The organism is Lysinibacillus sp. RU7 (assembly GCF_057837305.1).
In genome coordinates this window covers 1-15,697 of the sequence record NZ_JBYQFK010000039.1, presented here as the reverse complement: position 1 = coordinate 15,697, position 15,697 = coordinate 1, and the positions used below count along the sequence as shown (strand labels likewise).

General features: G+C 37.6%; 15 protein-coding genes, 1 tRNA gene and 1 other RNA gene. 10 read left to right on the top strand and 7 right to left on the bottom strand.

The annotated features are described in order from the left end of the window. Positions 1-12: 12 nt before the first annotated feature. From AC3II9_RS20085 to AC3II9_RS20075, 3 genes are all read right to left on the bottom strand, one after another. On the bottom strand, positions 13-1,041 hold the full coding sequence (locus AC3II9_RS20085) for a hypothetical protein (protein ID WP_489158323.1): 1,029 nt from the start codon (positions 1,039-1,041) through the stop codon (positions 13-15). 11 nt (positions 1,042-1,052) lie between these two features. Then, positions 1,053-2,510: an MBOAT family O-acyltransferase gene (locus tag AC3II9_RS20080; protein ID WP_489158321.1), complete on the bottom strand. Its 1,458-nt coding sequence runs from the start codon at positions 2,508-2,510 to the stop codon at positions 1,053-1,055. Positions 2,511-2,607: 97 nt separating this feature from the next. Continuing rightward, a complete protein-coding gene (locus AC3II9_RS20075) occupies positions 2,608-2,985 on the bottom strand; it encodes a sodium:proton antiporter (protein ID WP_489158319.1) in 378 nt (125 codons plus the stop codon). Between the two features lie 168 nt (positions 2,986-3,153). On the opposite strand from AC3II9_RS20075, the gene AC3II9_RS20070 reads away from it, so the two are divergent. From AC3II9_RS20070 to AC3II9_RS20060, 3 genes are all read left to right on the top strand, one after another. Beyond that, positions 3,154-3,777: an RraA family protein gene (locus AC3II9_RS20070; RefSeq protein ID WP_489158317.1), complete on the top strand. Its 624-nt coding sequence runs from the start codon at positions 3,154-3,156 to the stop codon at positions 3,775-3,777. 192 nt (positions 3,778-3,969) lie between these two features. Beyond that, complete coding sequence (locus AC3II9_RS20065) at positions 3,970-4,545, top strand: TetR/AcrR family transcriptional regulator (protein ID WP_489158315.1); 576 nt, start codon at positions 3,970-3,972, stop codon at positions 4,543-4,545. An 87-nt stretch (positions 4,546-4,632) separates the two neighbouring features. Continuing rightward, positions 4,633-6,819 carry a YhgE/Pip family protein gene (locus tag AC3II9_RS20060; RefSeq protein WP_489158313.1) on the top strand — a complete coding sequence of 729 codons (2,187 nt, stop codon included), beginning with the start codon at positions 4,633-4,635 and terminating at the stop codon, positions 6,817-6,819. A 150-nt stretch (positions 6,820-6,969) separates the two neighbouring features. On the opposite strand, the gene AC3II9_RS20055 is transcribed toward AC3II9_RS20060, so the two are convergent. From AC3II9_RS20055 to AC3II9_RS20040, 4 genes are all read right to left on the bottom strand, one after another. After that, a complete protein-coding gene (locus tag AC3II9_RS20055; protein ID WP_489158311.1) occupies positions 6,970-8,241 on the bottom strand; it encodes a cation:dicarboxylate symporter family transporter in 1,272 nt (423 codons plus the stop codon). A gap of 81 nt (positions 8,242-8,322) precedes the next feature. Further along, positions 8,323-9,198: a response regulator gene (locus AC3II9_RS20050; protein ID WP_489158309.1), complete on the bottom strand. Its 876-nt coding sequence runs from the start codon at positions 9,196-9,198 to the stop codon at positions 8,323-8,325. An 11-nt stretch (positions 9,199-9,209) separates the two neighbouring features. Beyond that, positions 9,210-10,445, bottom strand: coding sequence for an ATP-binding protein (locus AC3II9_RS20045; protein WP_489158347.1), 1,236 nt, complete (start codon positions 10,443-10,445; stop codon positions 9,210-9,212). A gap of 144 nt (positions 10,446-10,589) precedes the next feature. Then, positions 10,590-10,682 (bottom strand) — tRNA-Ser (locus AC3II9_RS20040). A gap of 564 nt (positions 10,683-11,246) precedes the next feature. Here AC3II9_RS20040 and ffs point away from each other — a divergent pair. From ffs to AC3II9_RS20005, 7 genes are all read left to right on the top strand, one after another. Beyond that, positions 11,247-11,512, top strand: an RNA gene (gene ffs / locus AC3II9_RS20035) — signal recognition particle sRNA large type. A 135-nt stretch (positions 11,513-11,647) separates the two neighbouring features. Continuing rightward, positions 11,648-12,082 carry a hypothetical protein gene (locus AC3II9_RS20030; RefSeq protein WP_489158307.1) on the top strand — a complete coding sequence of 145 codons (435 nt, stop codon included), beginning with the start codon at positions 11,648-11,650 and terminating at the stop codon, positions 12,080-12,082. Between the two features lie 85 nt (positions 12,083-12,167). Then, positions 12,168-13,895, top strand: coding sequence for a DNA polymerase III subunit gamma/tau (dnaX, locus tag AC3II9_RS20025; protein ID WP_489158305.1), 1,728 nt, complete (start codon positions 12,168-12,170; stop codon positions 13,893-13,895). A gap of 27 nt (positions 13,896-13,922) precedes the next feature. Next, positions 13,923-14,237, top strand: a complete 315-nt coding sequence (locus AC3II9_RS20020; RefSeq protein WP_489158303.1) for a YbaB/EbfC family nucleoid-associated protein — start codon at positions 13,923-13,925, stop codon at positions 14,235-14,237. 12 nt (positions 14,238-14,249) lie between these two features. Further along, positions 14,250-14,846, top strand: a complete 597-nt coding sequence (gene recR, locus AC3II9_RS20015) for a recombination mediator RecR (RefSeq protein ID WP_391376169.1) — start codon at positions 14,250-14,252, stop codon at positions 14,844-14,846. A gap of 14 nt (positions 14,847-14,860) precedes the next feature. After that, a complete protein-coding gene (locus tag AC3II9_RS20010) occupies positions 14,861-15,076 on the top strand; it encodes a YaaL family protein (RefSeq protein ID WP_391376166.1) in 216 nt (71 codons plus the stop codon). A 52-nt stretch (positions 15,077-15,128) separates the two neighbouring features. Further along, positions 15,129-15,395, top strand: a complete 267-nt coding sequence (locus AC3II9_RS20005; protein ID WP_489158301.1) for a pro-sigmaK processing inhibitor BofA family protein — start codon at positions 15,129-15,131, stop codon at positions 15,393-15,395. Positions 15,396-15,697: the final 302 nt, after the last annotated feature.

The window sequence follows — 15,697 nt, the reverse complement described above, 5'->3', positions numbered from 1 at the left end:
ATTAGCCTCTTTTTAAATCCCTAACTGTGCAAAGTATTCATCAATATTATCTTTTGTTACAACATACAGTAATTCAGAAGGTTCGCGTCTTTGGAGCTCTTTGGCTACTAAGTCTCCAACTGAAGGATAGAAGTGATATAAATCAAAGAAATTCGCGTGATTCCTTGTTACATCATTATACTGATGGAATGAGTAAACAGCGCCAAACACTTCTACAATATCGGTAATGTATTGTTTATAGGTCGGTTGAATTTGCGGATGCTCAATTGTCAATTGCAAACGCTCCGCGGGCATTAAATCGGTAAACACGACAAAATTCGAATTTGGAAATGCTGCTTTAATTTCTTCTAAATAGCCTCGATAGTTTGGATCGTATATCCATTCCGGTCCGTTTGCTTCCCGTTCTACCAGCTGCTTTTTGAAAAAATCAATGCGTTCTCCGATATCTTTTCCGACGTAGGAAGTCGTTACTTCCAGGTTTCGGTCGTATGTTCGTGGGATACCGGCGTAATTATTTTTAGAAATATCATAGTTGAATTTGGCACGGTCATATGTGTCTTTCGAAAAGAGGCTCGTCACTGGGTAAAATGGGTCCTCAGATTGCGAGAAAAATGTTTCTGCCTCACTAAATTCCGGTCCATAAAATAAATCATGCGAACGTACGGTTAGTTCCATATAGATTGTTTCAAAGTCTTTTGGATTTTTGCTTTGTGCGTATTGCATATAATCCAAATACTCCGTAATATGCAAGCTACTCAAGCCATAATGAAATACACGTTCTTCAAAGTTTGACGCATTGATATATGTTGTACGACTTGTCCCGATCATTAAGCTATCAAAATCGAACTGATGTGAATTAATCCAGTTCGTTTTTTGAATACGTTCATTATGACCACGCTGAAAATCATTGTATTCATGACTATGGTCAAAATTCCAAAGGGGATCGATATAGTAGTTAAACGCCATTACACCGCCAACAGGGATTCCAAGAACAACAATGCTGACTAACACGAGTTTTAGAAGCCAAATATGTGGTTTCATGAACATCCCTCCTAAAAGTTAAAGTATATAAAGACACTGCTTTTCTTTACAAAGAATAATGTCGCTAGTAAAAGGATAGCTAAACATTGTACAAACCAAATATGGCGCCAATTAAATTTAAACTGATTTAATAGTTCAATAGAGTTTTTGGCAAAGAAGCAAATCCCTAGCATGATGATTAAGCCGCCAATTAAAATAAATGGTGTGTTCAATGCATAGCCTGCTACTTCAATCGCTGCTGCATCTGCAAAAATAGCAGATGGTGTTGTTAGAAAAGCGTTTATACTTGTTACATCAGGTGTAAATAAAGTGCCAAAGATATGATGTGCTTGTGCAACGCTTTCTGAACGGAAATAAACACGTGCTAAAACGATGAACAGAAATGTGACGAACCATGAAAACAAAAATGGGAATTGAAGATTCGTATACTTTTTAATGAAGCGCAGAAATACGGATCCTACACCGTGGAGCAGTCCCCAAATAATAAAGGTCCACCCAGCACCATGCCAAAAACCACTAATAAAGAATACGAGCATAATATTTAATGCCGTAATCATTTCGCCTTTACGGCTCCCACCTAGAGGGAAGTACACATACTTTGTTAAGAATCGATTTAACGTCATATGCCAACGTCGCCAAAACTCATGGATGTTGCGTGCTTTATACGGTGAATTAAAGTTTACTGGAATATGAATATTAAACATAAGCGCCAAGCCAATTGCCATATCACAATAACCACTAAAGTCAAAGTACAGTTGCACGGTATACGCAATAATCACGAACCACGCTTCTGTAAAAGTTAAATTGGTATAGTTGTTAAACCCATCCGTTACCCAAAGGGCAAACGTATCCGCAATCACAATCTTTTTTACAAGACCAATTAAAAAAATGAACGATCCTTTTGATACGTTCTCCCAGTTAATGCGTTTTTTCTTTGGGTCTTCATAGTCTTGCATCACATCTTTATGATTGACGATAGGCCCTGCAATAAGCTGCGGAAAGAATGTGCTGAAAATCATATAGGATGACCATTTCGAGTGCGTAATTTCTCCGCGATAAATATCCACTAAATAAGCAATTTGCTGGAATGTAACGAAGCTAATTCCGAGCGGCAATGCTAAATAGAGAAGGTCTAGATTTTGGTCGAAAATCCAATTATAGTTTTCAATGAAGAAGTCGGCATATTTAAAATAGCCAAGTATACAAATATTAAAAATAATCCCGACTGATAAAATCCCTTTTCTATGCGATGTAGCTTTCATTAAGATATAGCCAATTGCATAGTTAAAGACCATAGAAAAAGAAATTAAATAGAGAAATTTAATTTCAAAGTAGCTATAAAAATAAAGTGAAGCAGCTACTAAAAATAACGTAGAAATGTCTTTGTTTTTCAATCTACCTAATAAAAAATAAACACAAAATACAATAGGTAAAAATACGAAAGCAAAGACAAAAGAGTTAAAAAGCAAGAGAACCTCTCCTATCTTTTGCAAAAAAATATACAACCTATTATAACACTTGTATCAAAAAAAACTATGAACGGTCATTTGTTCATAGTAGAAGTCATTATTTTAATATAAAGGCAGCAATCATAAACGGAATAACAATAATAAACATAACCCCAAAGCTCCATAAAATTTGCTTTCCAGTAGACATATTTTTTGGCTTAATGCTAATAGAATCATATAAATCATTAATTGCTCGTTGCTCCTTGTGATATAGCATCGCTTGAAAGGCAGGGTAATCTTCGATAAATGAGGCTGGATCTTCATAGTGAAAACGTAATGCACGAATTTCATCTGTAATATCTCGATCATTATGTAAGTAAATGATCGTTGGGGCTAAACCACCTGTTGCTCGAGCGATGACATCAATATCAAACGTAGCCATTTTGTAAACTGTTTCACCATGTTCATTGAGTTCTTCCCGAATTAATTTATTCATCCGTATTATCCCCCTTCATGTTTAACTATTCACGAATTTACATGATTTATAACGGTATTTAATACATTAGCGAAAAAATATTGTAATAAACAAGGTTGTTCATTTATTATTTTTATAATTACAAATATTTCGTTATTTGTAAAAGAATTTTTTCTAGGGGATGAAAAGATGACAACAATTACGATTGAGGAACGTTTTCTAGCATTACCAACAACAGCGGTGTCAGATGCAACAGGTGGACATACAAATGTAGCAGCGACGATTAAACCGATTGCAGACCATTTTAAAATTGCTGGTCGTGCCTTAACAGTACGCTTACCAGATGGAGAAAATGGCGCGGTACTAGAAGCCATTAGCAAGGCAAATAAAGGGGATATTTTAGTTATTGATGCAAAAGGGAATACAAATCGCGCAGTAGCGGGTGACTTTGTTATGCAATTGGCTCAAGGAGTCGGGGTGCAAGGATTTGTAGTAGACGGGGTTATTCGTGATTTAGCGGCTGCACGTGCCATTAACTTCCCTGTGTTTTCACTTGGGACAACCGTAGCAGCGGGTAATAAGCATGGTGGTGGTGCTGTTGGTGTACCGGTATCAGTTGGCGGAGTCGTTGTAAATACGGGTGATATCATCGTTGGGGATATTGATGGTGTGATCGTTGTACCAGCAGCTGATGTAGAGAACATTGCAGCCGGCGCAGAAGCAAAAGTAGCAAAAGATGAAGCCCGTGAGCAGGAAGCACTGGCTAATGGCGAAGAATCAGTCCGTGCGTATTTAGCGAAGGTCGTAAAATAAATGTTGAATAGCAAAATAGCTTGAGTATTCATTGGCTCAAGCTATTTTGTTTTCATAGCATGCATTATTCTTTTACCTAGAGCTTTGTAGTAATATAATAAACAAATATATTGCATAAGATAAAAAAGTGTGTATAATAATGACTGGATGACCGAAATGGTTATTTAGTCATTTTTGTTTGGGGGGATACGAGTGGATCGCAAACAAGAAATATTACTAGGGGCTATGAAATCTTTCTCCATGTTTGGATATAAGGCCACAACGATGGAGCAAGTGGCGAAAATTGCAAATGTCGGCAAAGGCACGATTTATAATTTCTTTACAAATAAAGAAGAGCTCCTACAAGAAGTTGTCATTTCAATGATTCGCGATATGAAGGTAGAAGCAAATCAAACGTTACGACCAGAAGCAGGCTTTATTGAGAATGCCCATAATGGGTTAATGAAAATGTTGCAATTCCGAGAGCAGCATTTATTATTTGCTAAGCTCATCGAGGAAGAAAAGGCACTTCAAACACCTGCTGTCAAACAAATGTTAGTCAAGATTGAAGAGGAAATCGTCACGTTTTTAGCAGATCGTATTCGGATAGGCGTACAGAAGGGGGAAATTCGTCCTTGTAATCCAGAGCTTGTTGCGTACTTATTGTTAAAATCGTATTTAGCAATGGTTGTGGATTGGCAAATGACACATGACGAAGCACTTCACGAAGAGGAAATTTTGACACTTTTTAAAGAAACGTTATTCAGAGGTATTGCAACATCCCCATAAAAATTTGTTTTCGTAGGAAAACGAATTTTTTATACATTAAAATGACTGAATGACAAAAATGGTCATATAGTTTTAGGAGATGATAGTTTGATAAAAGCAGAATGGTTAAAAATTTTCAAGACGAGAAAAATGTTCGTCTCCATCATTGCTATTTTATTTATTCCTGTTTTATATAGTGGGATGTTTTTATGGGCTTTCTGGGATCCTTATGCACACTTAAAAAGCATGCCAGTAGCGATTGTCAATGAGGATAAAGGCGCTGAATTAGACGGTGAGCAGCTTGCATTAGGCGATGCTTTGACCGAGAAGTTAGTAGATAGTGAACAATTTAAGTTTATTGAAGTAGATGCTAATAAGGCTGAAAAGCAATTAAAGGAACGCGATTATTATATTTTAATCAAAATTCCAGAAAACTTTTCACAACATGCCACAACATTGTTGAATGAGCATCCAGAAAAGTTAACACTGGAGTATATTCCAAATGAAGGATTTAACTTTTTAAGTGCTCAAATAGGTGAAACGGCAATGGACCGCATTAAGGCCGAAGTAAACAAGGAAGTATCGAAAACCTATGCAGAAAAACTATTTGTTTCGATGACCGCATTAGGTGATGGATTCAATGAAGCAGCAGATGGTGCAGGTAAACTAGATGAAGGTGCACAAAAAATTGCGAACGGTGCCGGCGATTTACAGGGGTATTTAGAACAGCTTGCCGCAAGTACAATTGAGCTATCAGATGGTTCTAAAACGTTGCTAGAAGGGACTCAATCTGCAGCAACGGGCGCGGTACAATTAGCAGAAGGTGTGACAAAGCTTCAAAATGGTGCAGCACAACTAGCGGATGGTGCAAACACAGCAGCTCAAGGTGCAGATCAATTACAACAAGGTGTAATTGATTATACGAATGGTGTAGCACAAGTAGCAGAAGGGCAAGAAACGGTTACAGCAGGACAAGCGAATTTAGCCGCTAACTTAGAAAAGCTAGCGAGTGGTACGGTAGGTCTTGATGATAGTATTGCTACTTTAGCGTCTGGCTCTGAAAGTATAACAGCCGGTGTCGAACAGTTAATGGCAACACTTCAGCCGATTATGGCTAACTTACCTGAAGAAAACAAGCAGCAGCTAGCACAATCACTCGCGCAGCTTCAGGCTAGTAGTGCAAAAGTGAGTGGTGGATTAGGTCAACTAGCTACGAATACAGCGGGTCTTGATGATAATATCGCTGAGCTATCGCAAGGGGCCACACAATTAAATAATGGACAGCAACAAATTGCAGCCGGTGTTGAGCAATTAATTAATAACTCAGCCGCATTAACAACTGGTGCCGCCAATTTAGCGGAAGGTAATGCAACATTAGCGTCAAGTATGCAACAATTTGTAGCAGGTACAAATAGTGCCGCAACAGGTGCCAATGATTTAGCAGCAGGTTTAAATCAATTAGTTAATGGATCTGGAAAATTAACAGATGGTACGACCGTATTAGCAGAAAAATCAGGTGAACTAGCACAAGGTTCCACAACTTTAGTGGACGGTTCGAAAGAGTTAGCAGATGGTACAGCAACATTAGCAGGAAAATTAGCAGATGCAAGTGATAAGGTAGATATTGATGTATCAGACGATCACTATGATATGCTCGCAGCCCCTGTTGAAGTGGAAAAATCATCGATGAATCATGTACCGAACTATGGCTCTGGTTTTGCGCCATACTTTATCTCATTAGGGTTATTCGTTGGGGCACTTTTAGTATCCATCGTATTCCCATTAGTAGAGCCAGCAACTCGTCCAACAAGTGGATTTAAGTGGTTTTTAAGTAAGGTGTCGGTGTTAGGAGTGGTTGGTGTTATTCAATCGGCTATTACAGCGGCAGTCGTGATCGGTGGGCTAGGTTTAGAAGTTGATAATTTACTCGTATTTATGGGGACATGTATCATTACAAGCTTTACGTTTTTAGCGATGATTCAACTATTAGTATCTGTGATGGGGGATCCGGGACGCTTCGTTGCCATTATCATTTTAATTTTGCAATTAACAACGAGCGCGGGTACATTCCCATTAGAGTTGATACCGCAACAATTACATGTGTTTAATTCCATTTTACCAATGACATTTTCGGTACAAGCATTCAAAGCAGCTATTTCGACAGGTGATACGTCATTCTTAATGTACAACTGGTCGATTTTAGGGATTTATATAGTAGCATGCTTAGCATTATGTTTAGGTTATTTTGCATTGCTATTTACGAAACGTTATTCAAAAGATGTTGAACAAGCATAAAAAAGATGCGCAGAGCACTCTGCGCATCTTTTTTGTGCCCAGTGTTATAACATATAGTTGAAGTGTGTTCTAATTTATTTCGCAAAAAAGCCTTTATGAAAGGGCGACTTGTCCCATTTTCATAAAGGCTTGTACATAACATTTTTTAGCTTATGCTTTTTTTAAGTTTTCAGCTTGATAAGCCGCAAATTGCTCATCATCGAAGCGTTTTTCCCACTTCGCCATTACAAGTGCTGCTAATGTATTACCAACTACGTTTACAGCTGTACGTGCCATATCTAAAATACGGTCAATACCTGCGATAAACGCAAGACCTTCAATTGGAATACCGACAGTACCTAATGTTGCAAGAAGTACAACGAATGATACGCCAGGAACCCCTGCAATACCTTTTGATGTGACCATTAATACAAGTACTAATGTGATTTGCTCTGCAATTGAAAGATGAATACCATACATTTGCGCAATGAAAAGAGCCGCAATGGCTTGGTACAACGTAGAGCCATCTAAGTTAAAGGAGTAACCAGTTGGAATAACGAAGGATACGATATCCTTTGGTGCTCCCATTTTTTCTGTTTTTAACATGATACGAGGTAATACAGTCTCTGAAGAAGAAGTAGAGAACGCTAGTAAAAGCTCGTCTTTAATCATGCGAATTAAATTAAAGATATTAATACCAAAGATTTTTGCTGTCAATCCTAATACAACGATTACGAAGAAGAACATTGCTCCATACACTAAAATCGCTAATTTTCCAAGTGGAATAAGGGATGACAATCCAAATTTGGAAACGGTTACACCAATCAGTGCAAATACCCCAAATGGCGCAAATTTCATCACTAAGTTTGTTACCCAGAACATCGCATCAGCTGTGCCTTGGAAGAAGGCCAATACAGGTTTTCCTCGTTCACCAATCGCGGCTACACCAAGACCGAATAATACAGAGAAGAAAATAATGGCTAACATATCGCCTTCAGCCATCGCATTGATGACGTTTTTCGGTACGATATCTACTAAAATGTGTAGCGGCCCTTGATCTTCTTGTGCTTCTGTTGTTTCAACATAGCTCGAGATATCCGATTGCTGTAGTTGTGTCATATCGATGCCAGCACCCGGTTGGAAAAGGTTCGCTGCAAGTAAACCAACGACAATCGCAACTGTTGTAATAACTTCAAAATAAAGTAATGTTTTCCCACCAAGACGACCTAATTGCTTCATATCACCTGTTCCGGCAACACCTACAATTAATGTCGATATAATAATCGGTACAACAATCATTTTGATTAAATTAAGGAAAATGTCCCCTATTGGTTGTAGGTACGTTTGAATATTGTCATTCCCATAAAAAACAGCACCTACAACGATCCCTAATATAAGACCGATTAAAATTTGGCTGGCTAAACTAATTTTAAACTTTTTCAAAAAAAGTTCCCCCTTATGCTTAAATTTAGGTCAAGCTTATATTCATCATATAAAAGGGTGACAAAATCCGACAAAATCCGATTAATCTAGACGTTGTAAAATTTCAGAATATATGACTTGTATGAATTTTTTGATGTTTACCTTTGTTTTTCTTTCCCCATTTAGCTCAATTTGATGCATCAATTGGCGAATATCTGTTAAATCGAAATAGCGGGGTGCGTAATATTCAAATTCTGAATTCGTATAATCGACGATTCCTAAATTCGCTAAGTTAATCATAGCGGCTAAAATCGTTCGTCTGATACGTTGTTCAATCGCCTTGCTCTCTTTTGCAATATCATCTGGTGTGGCTTTTGTAATTATCGCTAACTGTTCGTATAACTCTTTTAATGGGGGGAGAGGTGCTAAATGGTGTTTTTCAGATATAAGCAGCTCAATAATTTTTGTAATATCCTCACTGCCGACTTCTCCCACGATTCCCATATCATTTAAAATCGATTGAATATGATCACGAACTGTTTTTTTAGTTTGTTTTTGTGGTACTTCAAAGCTTGTGAGCGACTGACGAATCGCTTGGATGGAATTTTTTAGACGTTGCTGTTCTTCTGTTTTACGGAGAATCGTTTGGACCTCCACTTTATTAATCGGTTTATGGATAAAAAATTCGACGCCTTTTCCATACGCTTCTGCTACCATTTCTTTATTGACAACTTGCGAAATCATAATAAAGCTACCTTGAAAGCGCTGTTCATGTAATCGTTCAATTGTTGAAATTCCATCTACATGAGGCATCAGTAAATCAATTAGCACAAAATCAGGCTGTGTCATTAAAATCTGTGGAATGGCTTCTTCTCCATTAGATGCTTCCCCAATGACTGTACCTAACATCGATTCATTAATAATATGAGTAAGCATCATACGACTTGCACGATCATCATCTATAATAAAATAGCGCATAGAGATCTCCTTTATATTAATTTATAAGTTGGGATGCTAATAGTGAAAACGGTTGTTTCATTACTTGAAATAGCGATAGTTCCTTCAAGTCTGTGGACCATCGTTTGTACATGAGAAAGTCCGATACCAGTAGAAGGATTGCCTTTCTCACTGAATTTTGTTGTATAGCCAGGATCAAAGATAACGGGTAGTACATATTCAGGAATAGGTGGACCGTTATTTTCGATTGCAAAAGTGGTAATATGTGCTGCTGTGGCAACCTCAATTTTAATCACTCCTTGTTCCTCAATCGCTTCAATTGCATTGGCTATAATATTATTGAGCATAGCAAGAAGTAGGATGTGTTCTTTCGTATGAAAATCTTTATTCAATATAATATTAAAATCAATATTTTTGTGTAAATGTTCGCTATAGCGGATGTTGGATTCTGTAATAAAGCGTAGTAAATCCGAAATGGTATACGTATCTGAACGCTCAGCTGTAATAAGTTTAGAAAGTCCTGCATAGATACGCTGCGTGTCTTTTTTTATTTCATGAATTTCTTGGGCGAGCATTAATGCTTTTAAACTTAGTGTGTGATCTATGGCTTTTAATTGTTTATATAAATCAAAACCATTGGCTGTAATGTGTTCAATTTGCTCCATTGATTTTTGTAAATAGAGTGTTTCAACATAAAGGTCGGCCCCAATGTTTAATAACTGTTCTGTTCGTTTCTTTTGCTCAGAAATAGCTAATGTACTAAATAATCCAACAACAAAATAGCTACGTAAAACAGCTACAGCAAGAAAGAGCATATACTCATGTATGGAAATAAAATGCCCTGTAATAAAGAACGTAATCGATAACTGTTCGATTGTATTGCTAATGACTTCAAATAAAGCACCGTAAAGTCCAAGGAGAAATGGACGTGTACGAATATCGCTTATATTGAAAACACGTAAGCAAATAGCAAATGTAATGTAAAATAAAGCAGCCGGAATATGTTCCGCTAATTGGAATGATTCCTTGTAGAGGAACAAATCTAGTCCCGTACGGAATAAAAAGACCGTAATCGCTGTAGTAATCCCTGCTTTTATAATTGAAACAGGGCGAACTAGAATGGCTAAAAAGAAAATAATACTCCCTAAGCCGAAACGAAACGGTGCCCCATCAAATGGCATTATTTTGACCTCACTACCTACTGCTGTTAAAAGAGCGATAAACAACATGATAAAAAATGGATTAGGAGATTTTGAAATTTTAATCATTCGTTCCAAGTAGAATACCTCCTGTCGATTTTTATTTGTATAATAGTATTTGCTCAATATAAGCAAAAAAGCGCTGTAACATATGTATGTTACAGCACTTAAAAAATAAAAAACCGCTATCAAAGCGGTGTAAGTTCAAAAAAATGGCGGAGGAAGAGGGATTCGAACCCCCGCGCGGTTTAACCCGCCTGTCGGTTTTCAAGACCGATCCCTTCAGCCGGACTTGGGTATTCCTCCGTATTGTGTCGAGTTATCTTTTCGACAGTAATCAATATATCATGTACAGTAATATACGTCAACATTTTTTTGTGATTTTTTTAGGTAAGAGTATTTAGTTTAGAAAGACGAATGTTTATAGTTGATTGTGATAAAGAATGGACGTGAAATCTTGTCTATTGCTACCTATATAAATGTATTTTAATTTCCTTCCACTTTGCGAGTGAATTGCCCGATTTGCCTTCATTTGAGAAGTGAAACCCCTACCTTCGTTGTTGAAGTTCCAGAAAATATTAGTATACGTTTCATTTTAGTAGTGTTAGTTTTTTTAAAAGAAGATGTTCTCTTTTTCAAAAAATAGTATAGCAACTTATTTGTTTTCGGCGCAACATAAGTAAGAGCAGAGGAATACTACATATTTCGGAAGCTTTACTTTTGTTTTTGTCCCTGCGCATTTAAAAGGAGCTAGGAAGTTAACATAACGAAAGGTAAATTGGGAGATTTAATCCGCTATGATAGATTTTTCATGATTTGTATATAGTATTTCATTGCATTTTTAATGTGGTATTAGTATACTAAGTATTGCCGTGCTAGGTGGGGAGGTAGCGGTGCCCTGTAACTCGCAATCCGCTCTAGCGAGACTGAAGTCCTTTTCGAGGCTGTCCGTATGTTTGGCCTGCCTCTTGCACGTAGTGTTGACGGTTGGGTCCTGCGCAATGGGTACCCATGAACCATGTCAGGTCCGGAAGGAAGCAGCATTAAGTGGTTTCACTCATGTGCCGCGGGGTAGCCTAACCTGAGCTGGCGACAAGAGTAACGCTTATGTGCGGCTGTCAAAGAAAGGTGCACGGCATTAATTTGCCAATTCAAGCATTCGTCATTCAGACGAATGCTTTTTTTTGTTGTAAGAAAAGCTTTCAAGGAAATTTACAGAAACATAGCTATTAGCTTACGCTATATTTGTCTAACATATAAGGAGAGAGTAGATGGGTATCATCGAATCATTATTTAGGAGAGTTGGTTATTCATTTAGTCTGGCGGCGTTTGTAACAGTAGGCTATCGGAATATAGAGTGGCAATATTGTAATATACCAGCTATCACATGGGCTATTACTGTTTTGTTATTTCTGCTTTCTTGGCGAGTGGTGTCAGAGTATAAACGGATTATTATTTATATTGATGGTTCGCTTGAGCCTTCTGAGTCAAGCTTGTTTGGAAAAGTAAAAAAGAAGTGGCCGCGCCTTTACCATGTCACGTGGCAATTTTTATATACATTAGGTGCTTGGATTGGAACAATAATTACCCTAGAGTCTTTTGGGATGATCGAGCCCATTGAGGAGCAAGTATTTTTTTATTTATTCCTATTTATAAGTATACCGGTGTTCTTCCGCCTATGTGATAAAGCGAGCTACAAGAAATAATCAATCATCGTTCAAGACCGTAAAGCACTAGAATGTATGCTATACTATACATATGGACTTAAACTGAGAAAAGGAGAGGGGAACGTTGACATACCAAGCTTTTTACCGTGTTTATAGACCACAATCGTTTCGTGAAATGTCAGGTCAAGCACATGTCAAAAGAACATTGCAAAATGCTCTCCTAGCTAGCAAAACAACACATGCGTATTTGTTTTCAGGTCCACGTGGAACAGGGAAAACGAGTACAGCGAAAATTTTTGCGAAAGCTTTAAATTGTGAAAATGCACCTGCAAATGAACCGTGTAATAAGTGTGCAACATGCTTAAGCATTACAGAAGGTTCGCATACAGATGTCATTGAGTTTGACGCGGCTTCTAATTCTCGTGTAGAAGAAATGCGCGATATTATTGAAAAAGTACGATTTGCCCCAGCTGCTGCACGTTTTAAAGTGTATATTATTGATGAGGTGCATATGCTCTCTACAAGTGCTTTTAATGCGCTATTAAAAACGTTAGAAGAACCACCGGAACATGCGGTGTTTATTTTGGCTACAACAGAGCCGCATAAATTGCCTGCAACGATTATTTCCCGTTGTCAGCGCTTTGATTTTAAACGTTTATCAACGCAAGATATTTTAGAGCGCATGAAAGTAGTGCTTGAAGATATAGATTTACCATTTGAAGAGCAAGCGTTAAAGGTGATTGCACAATCTGCTGCAGGTGGTATGCGTGACGCACTTAGTTTATTGGATCAAGTTGTGTCGTTTAGTAGTGAGATGGTGAAGGCAGAAGATGCGCTTCTTGTGACAGGTTCAGTTAGCCAAGATGTGTTTTGTGCTATTTCGCAAGCGCTTCTTGAAAAGGATGTAGCAAAAGTTCTTTCCTTATTAGAAGAATTAGTTGCAAACGGGAAAGAGCCGCTCCGACTAGCGGAAGATTTAATTACGTTTTTCCGTGATTTGCTCCTGCTACAAACAGGAGGGGATTTAGCGGACTTACTACAAATCGTTGCACCAGAAGAGCGATTTATCGAACTGGCGAACAGGTATACACCAGATACGCTTTATAGTTTTATCGATATTTTGGCTAAGACACAGCAAGAGATGCGCTTTTCTCATCATACAAAAATTTATTTAGAAACAGCTTTACTAAAAATGGCGCAGCATAATTCAGTTGGGACAACGACGATTGATCCAGCGATCCAAAGTAAAGTGGGTGCCTTAGAAAATATGGTACGTCAGCTTACGCAACAACTGCAAGCGGGTGGCGGACCTGTGAATGTAGTACAACAAAAGCAGGAACGTCCACGAGCCAAAATACCAAATGGCTTTAAAGCGCCGATTGGTCGAATTCAAGAAATATTAAAAATTGCAACGAAAGAAGATATTCAAAAAATAAAATCGGTTTGGGCTCAAAGCTTGGCACTACTTCAAAAATCACAAGCGGCACTTTTAAATGATGCAGAACCTGTTGCGGCATCTTCTAATGCTTTTGTGGTAAAATTCAAGTATGATATTCATTGTCAAATGGTAGCCGACAATAGGGAATTTACATCAGTTTTTACACACAATTTGGCATCGCAGCTTGGGACAACGTATGAAATGCTATGTATCCCAGAAGCACAATGGCTCACATTGCGTGAAGAATTTATTCGAGATAACGGTTTAAATCAAAAGAAGCAAGATCAAGCTGAAATGGTTCAGGAATCCGAGCTGTTTATCGAAGACGCTGTGCCGGTTGCATCACAAGACCCGGTTGTGGTAGAAGCGGAAAATTTATTTGGTAAAGATTTTGTTGAGGTTATCGAAGATTAATATTTGAACTTTTAGGAGGAATTCAATATGCGTGGTATGGGTAATATGCAAGGCATGATGAAAAAAATGCAAAAAATGCAAAAAGAAATGATGGAAGCACAAGAAGCATTAAACCAACAGCAATTTGAAGGGACAGCTGGCGGTGGCATGGTGAAAGTTATTATGAACGGTCAACGTCAAGTACTTGAAGTAAATTTAGACGCATCCGTAGTGGACCCAGAAGATATCGAAATGTTACAAGATTTAATCGTTATCGCAACAAACGAAGTGCTGAAAAAAGTAGATGAAACGACAAATGCAACAATGGGTAAATTCACGCAAGGCTTAAACCTTCCGTTCTAGGAGGTAGTGACTATGCACTATCCTGAACCAATATCAAAATTAATTGATAGCTTTATGAAATTGCCAGGCATTGGGCCGAAAACTGCGGCCAGGCTGGCATTTTTCGTGTTAACAATGAAAGAAGATACAGTCTCTAATTTTGCTAAAGCATTAATTGATGCAAAGCGTAATTTACTATACTGTTCTCAATGTGGTCACATTACAGATATTGACCCTTGTCATATTTGTTCTGATAAACAACGCGATCCATCGATGATTTGTGTTGTACAAGACCCGAAAGATGTCATTGCGATGGAAAAAATGCGTGATTATAGCGGGTTATATCATGTGTTACACGGTGCGATCTCACCAATGGATGGCGTCGGTCCAGAAGATATTAATGTAGCTTCTCTATTAACGCGTCTGCACGATGAGCGTGTGCAGGAGTTGATTTTAGCAACAAATCCGACGATTGAAGGGGAAGCAACAGCAATGTACATTTCCCGTTTAGTAAAACCGTCTGGCATTCGTACGACACGTATCGCACATGGATTACCAGTTGGCGGCGATTTAGAATATGCGGATGAGGTAACGCTATCAAAAGCGTTAGAAGGTCGACGCGAATTGTAAGGTGAGTGATTGAGGTGTTCTTTACTCGTAAAGGAAAATTAAAAAAAGAATTCGATGATAAGCTCGTTCGTTTAATGAAAGAGACAAAGGAAGATTACCATAATGCGAAAGTATTAGAAGAGTTGATGGATGATTATAATTTGGATATCATCGCTCAACGAAAAGCGTTAGAAGGTATCCATTTTTATTTATTTAAAGAAGCTCGTATTCGACGTGTTATCATTAAATAGAAATAACAGCAACAGCAAAGGCATATACTTCTGTTTAGAGGGGGAAGAGTATATGCAAGCGTATTTAATCGGCGCTATTTGCTTGTTGCTGTTTTTTGTTCTATTAATAGGAAGAAAGAATAAAAAGGGTGTTTGGTTAGAAAGGCTGTCTATATTTTGGTTCCGCTTTGCACTAAGTATTTGTGTTCTTTATATTATTCATTTGGTGTTTTCTTATTATGGTACAGAAATTACAATCAATTTGTTTTCTATTTTAACTGTTACGATATTAGGATTCTCAGGGATAGGGGTAGTAATATTTTTATCTTTTTTAAAATAGTTTTTTAAAAGTCTTGTATTATACTTAATAACATGATATATTTATTCAAGTCGTTAAGACGCAATAAAAACAACTTAAGAAAGATGTTGACTTAACAGTCGATAGATGATATTATATAAAAGTTGCTGAGAAGCGAAATGAGATATCTGAAAAAACTTCAAAAAAGTTGTTGACACAAAAAGATTCAAGTGTTAAGATATAAAAGTTGCTACTAAAACGGTAACGAAAATGAACTTTGAAAACTGAACAAGCAAAACGTTAACAATAAATGTTTCTGAATAAGAAACAAAATTTTGGACATC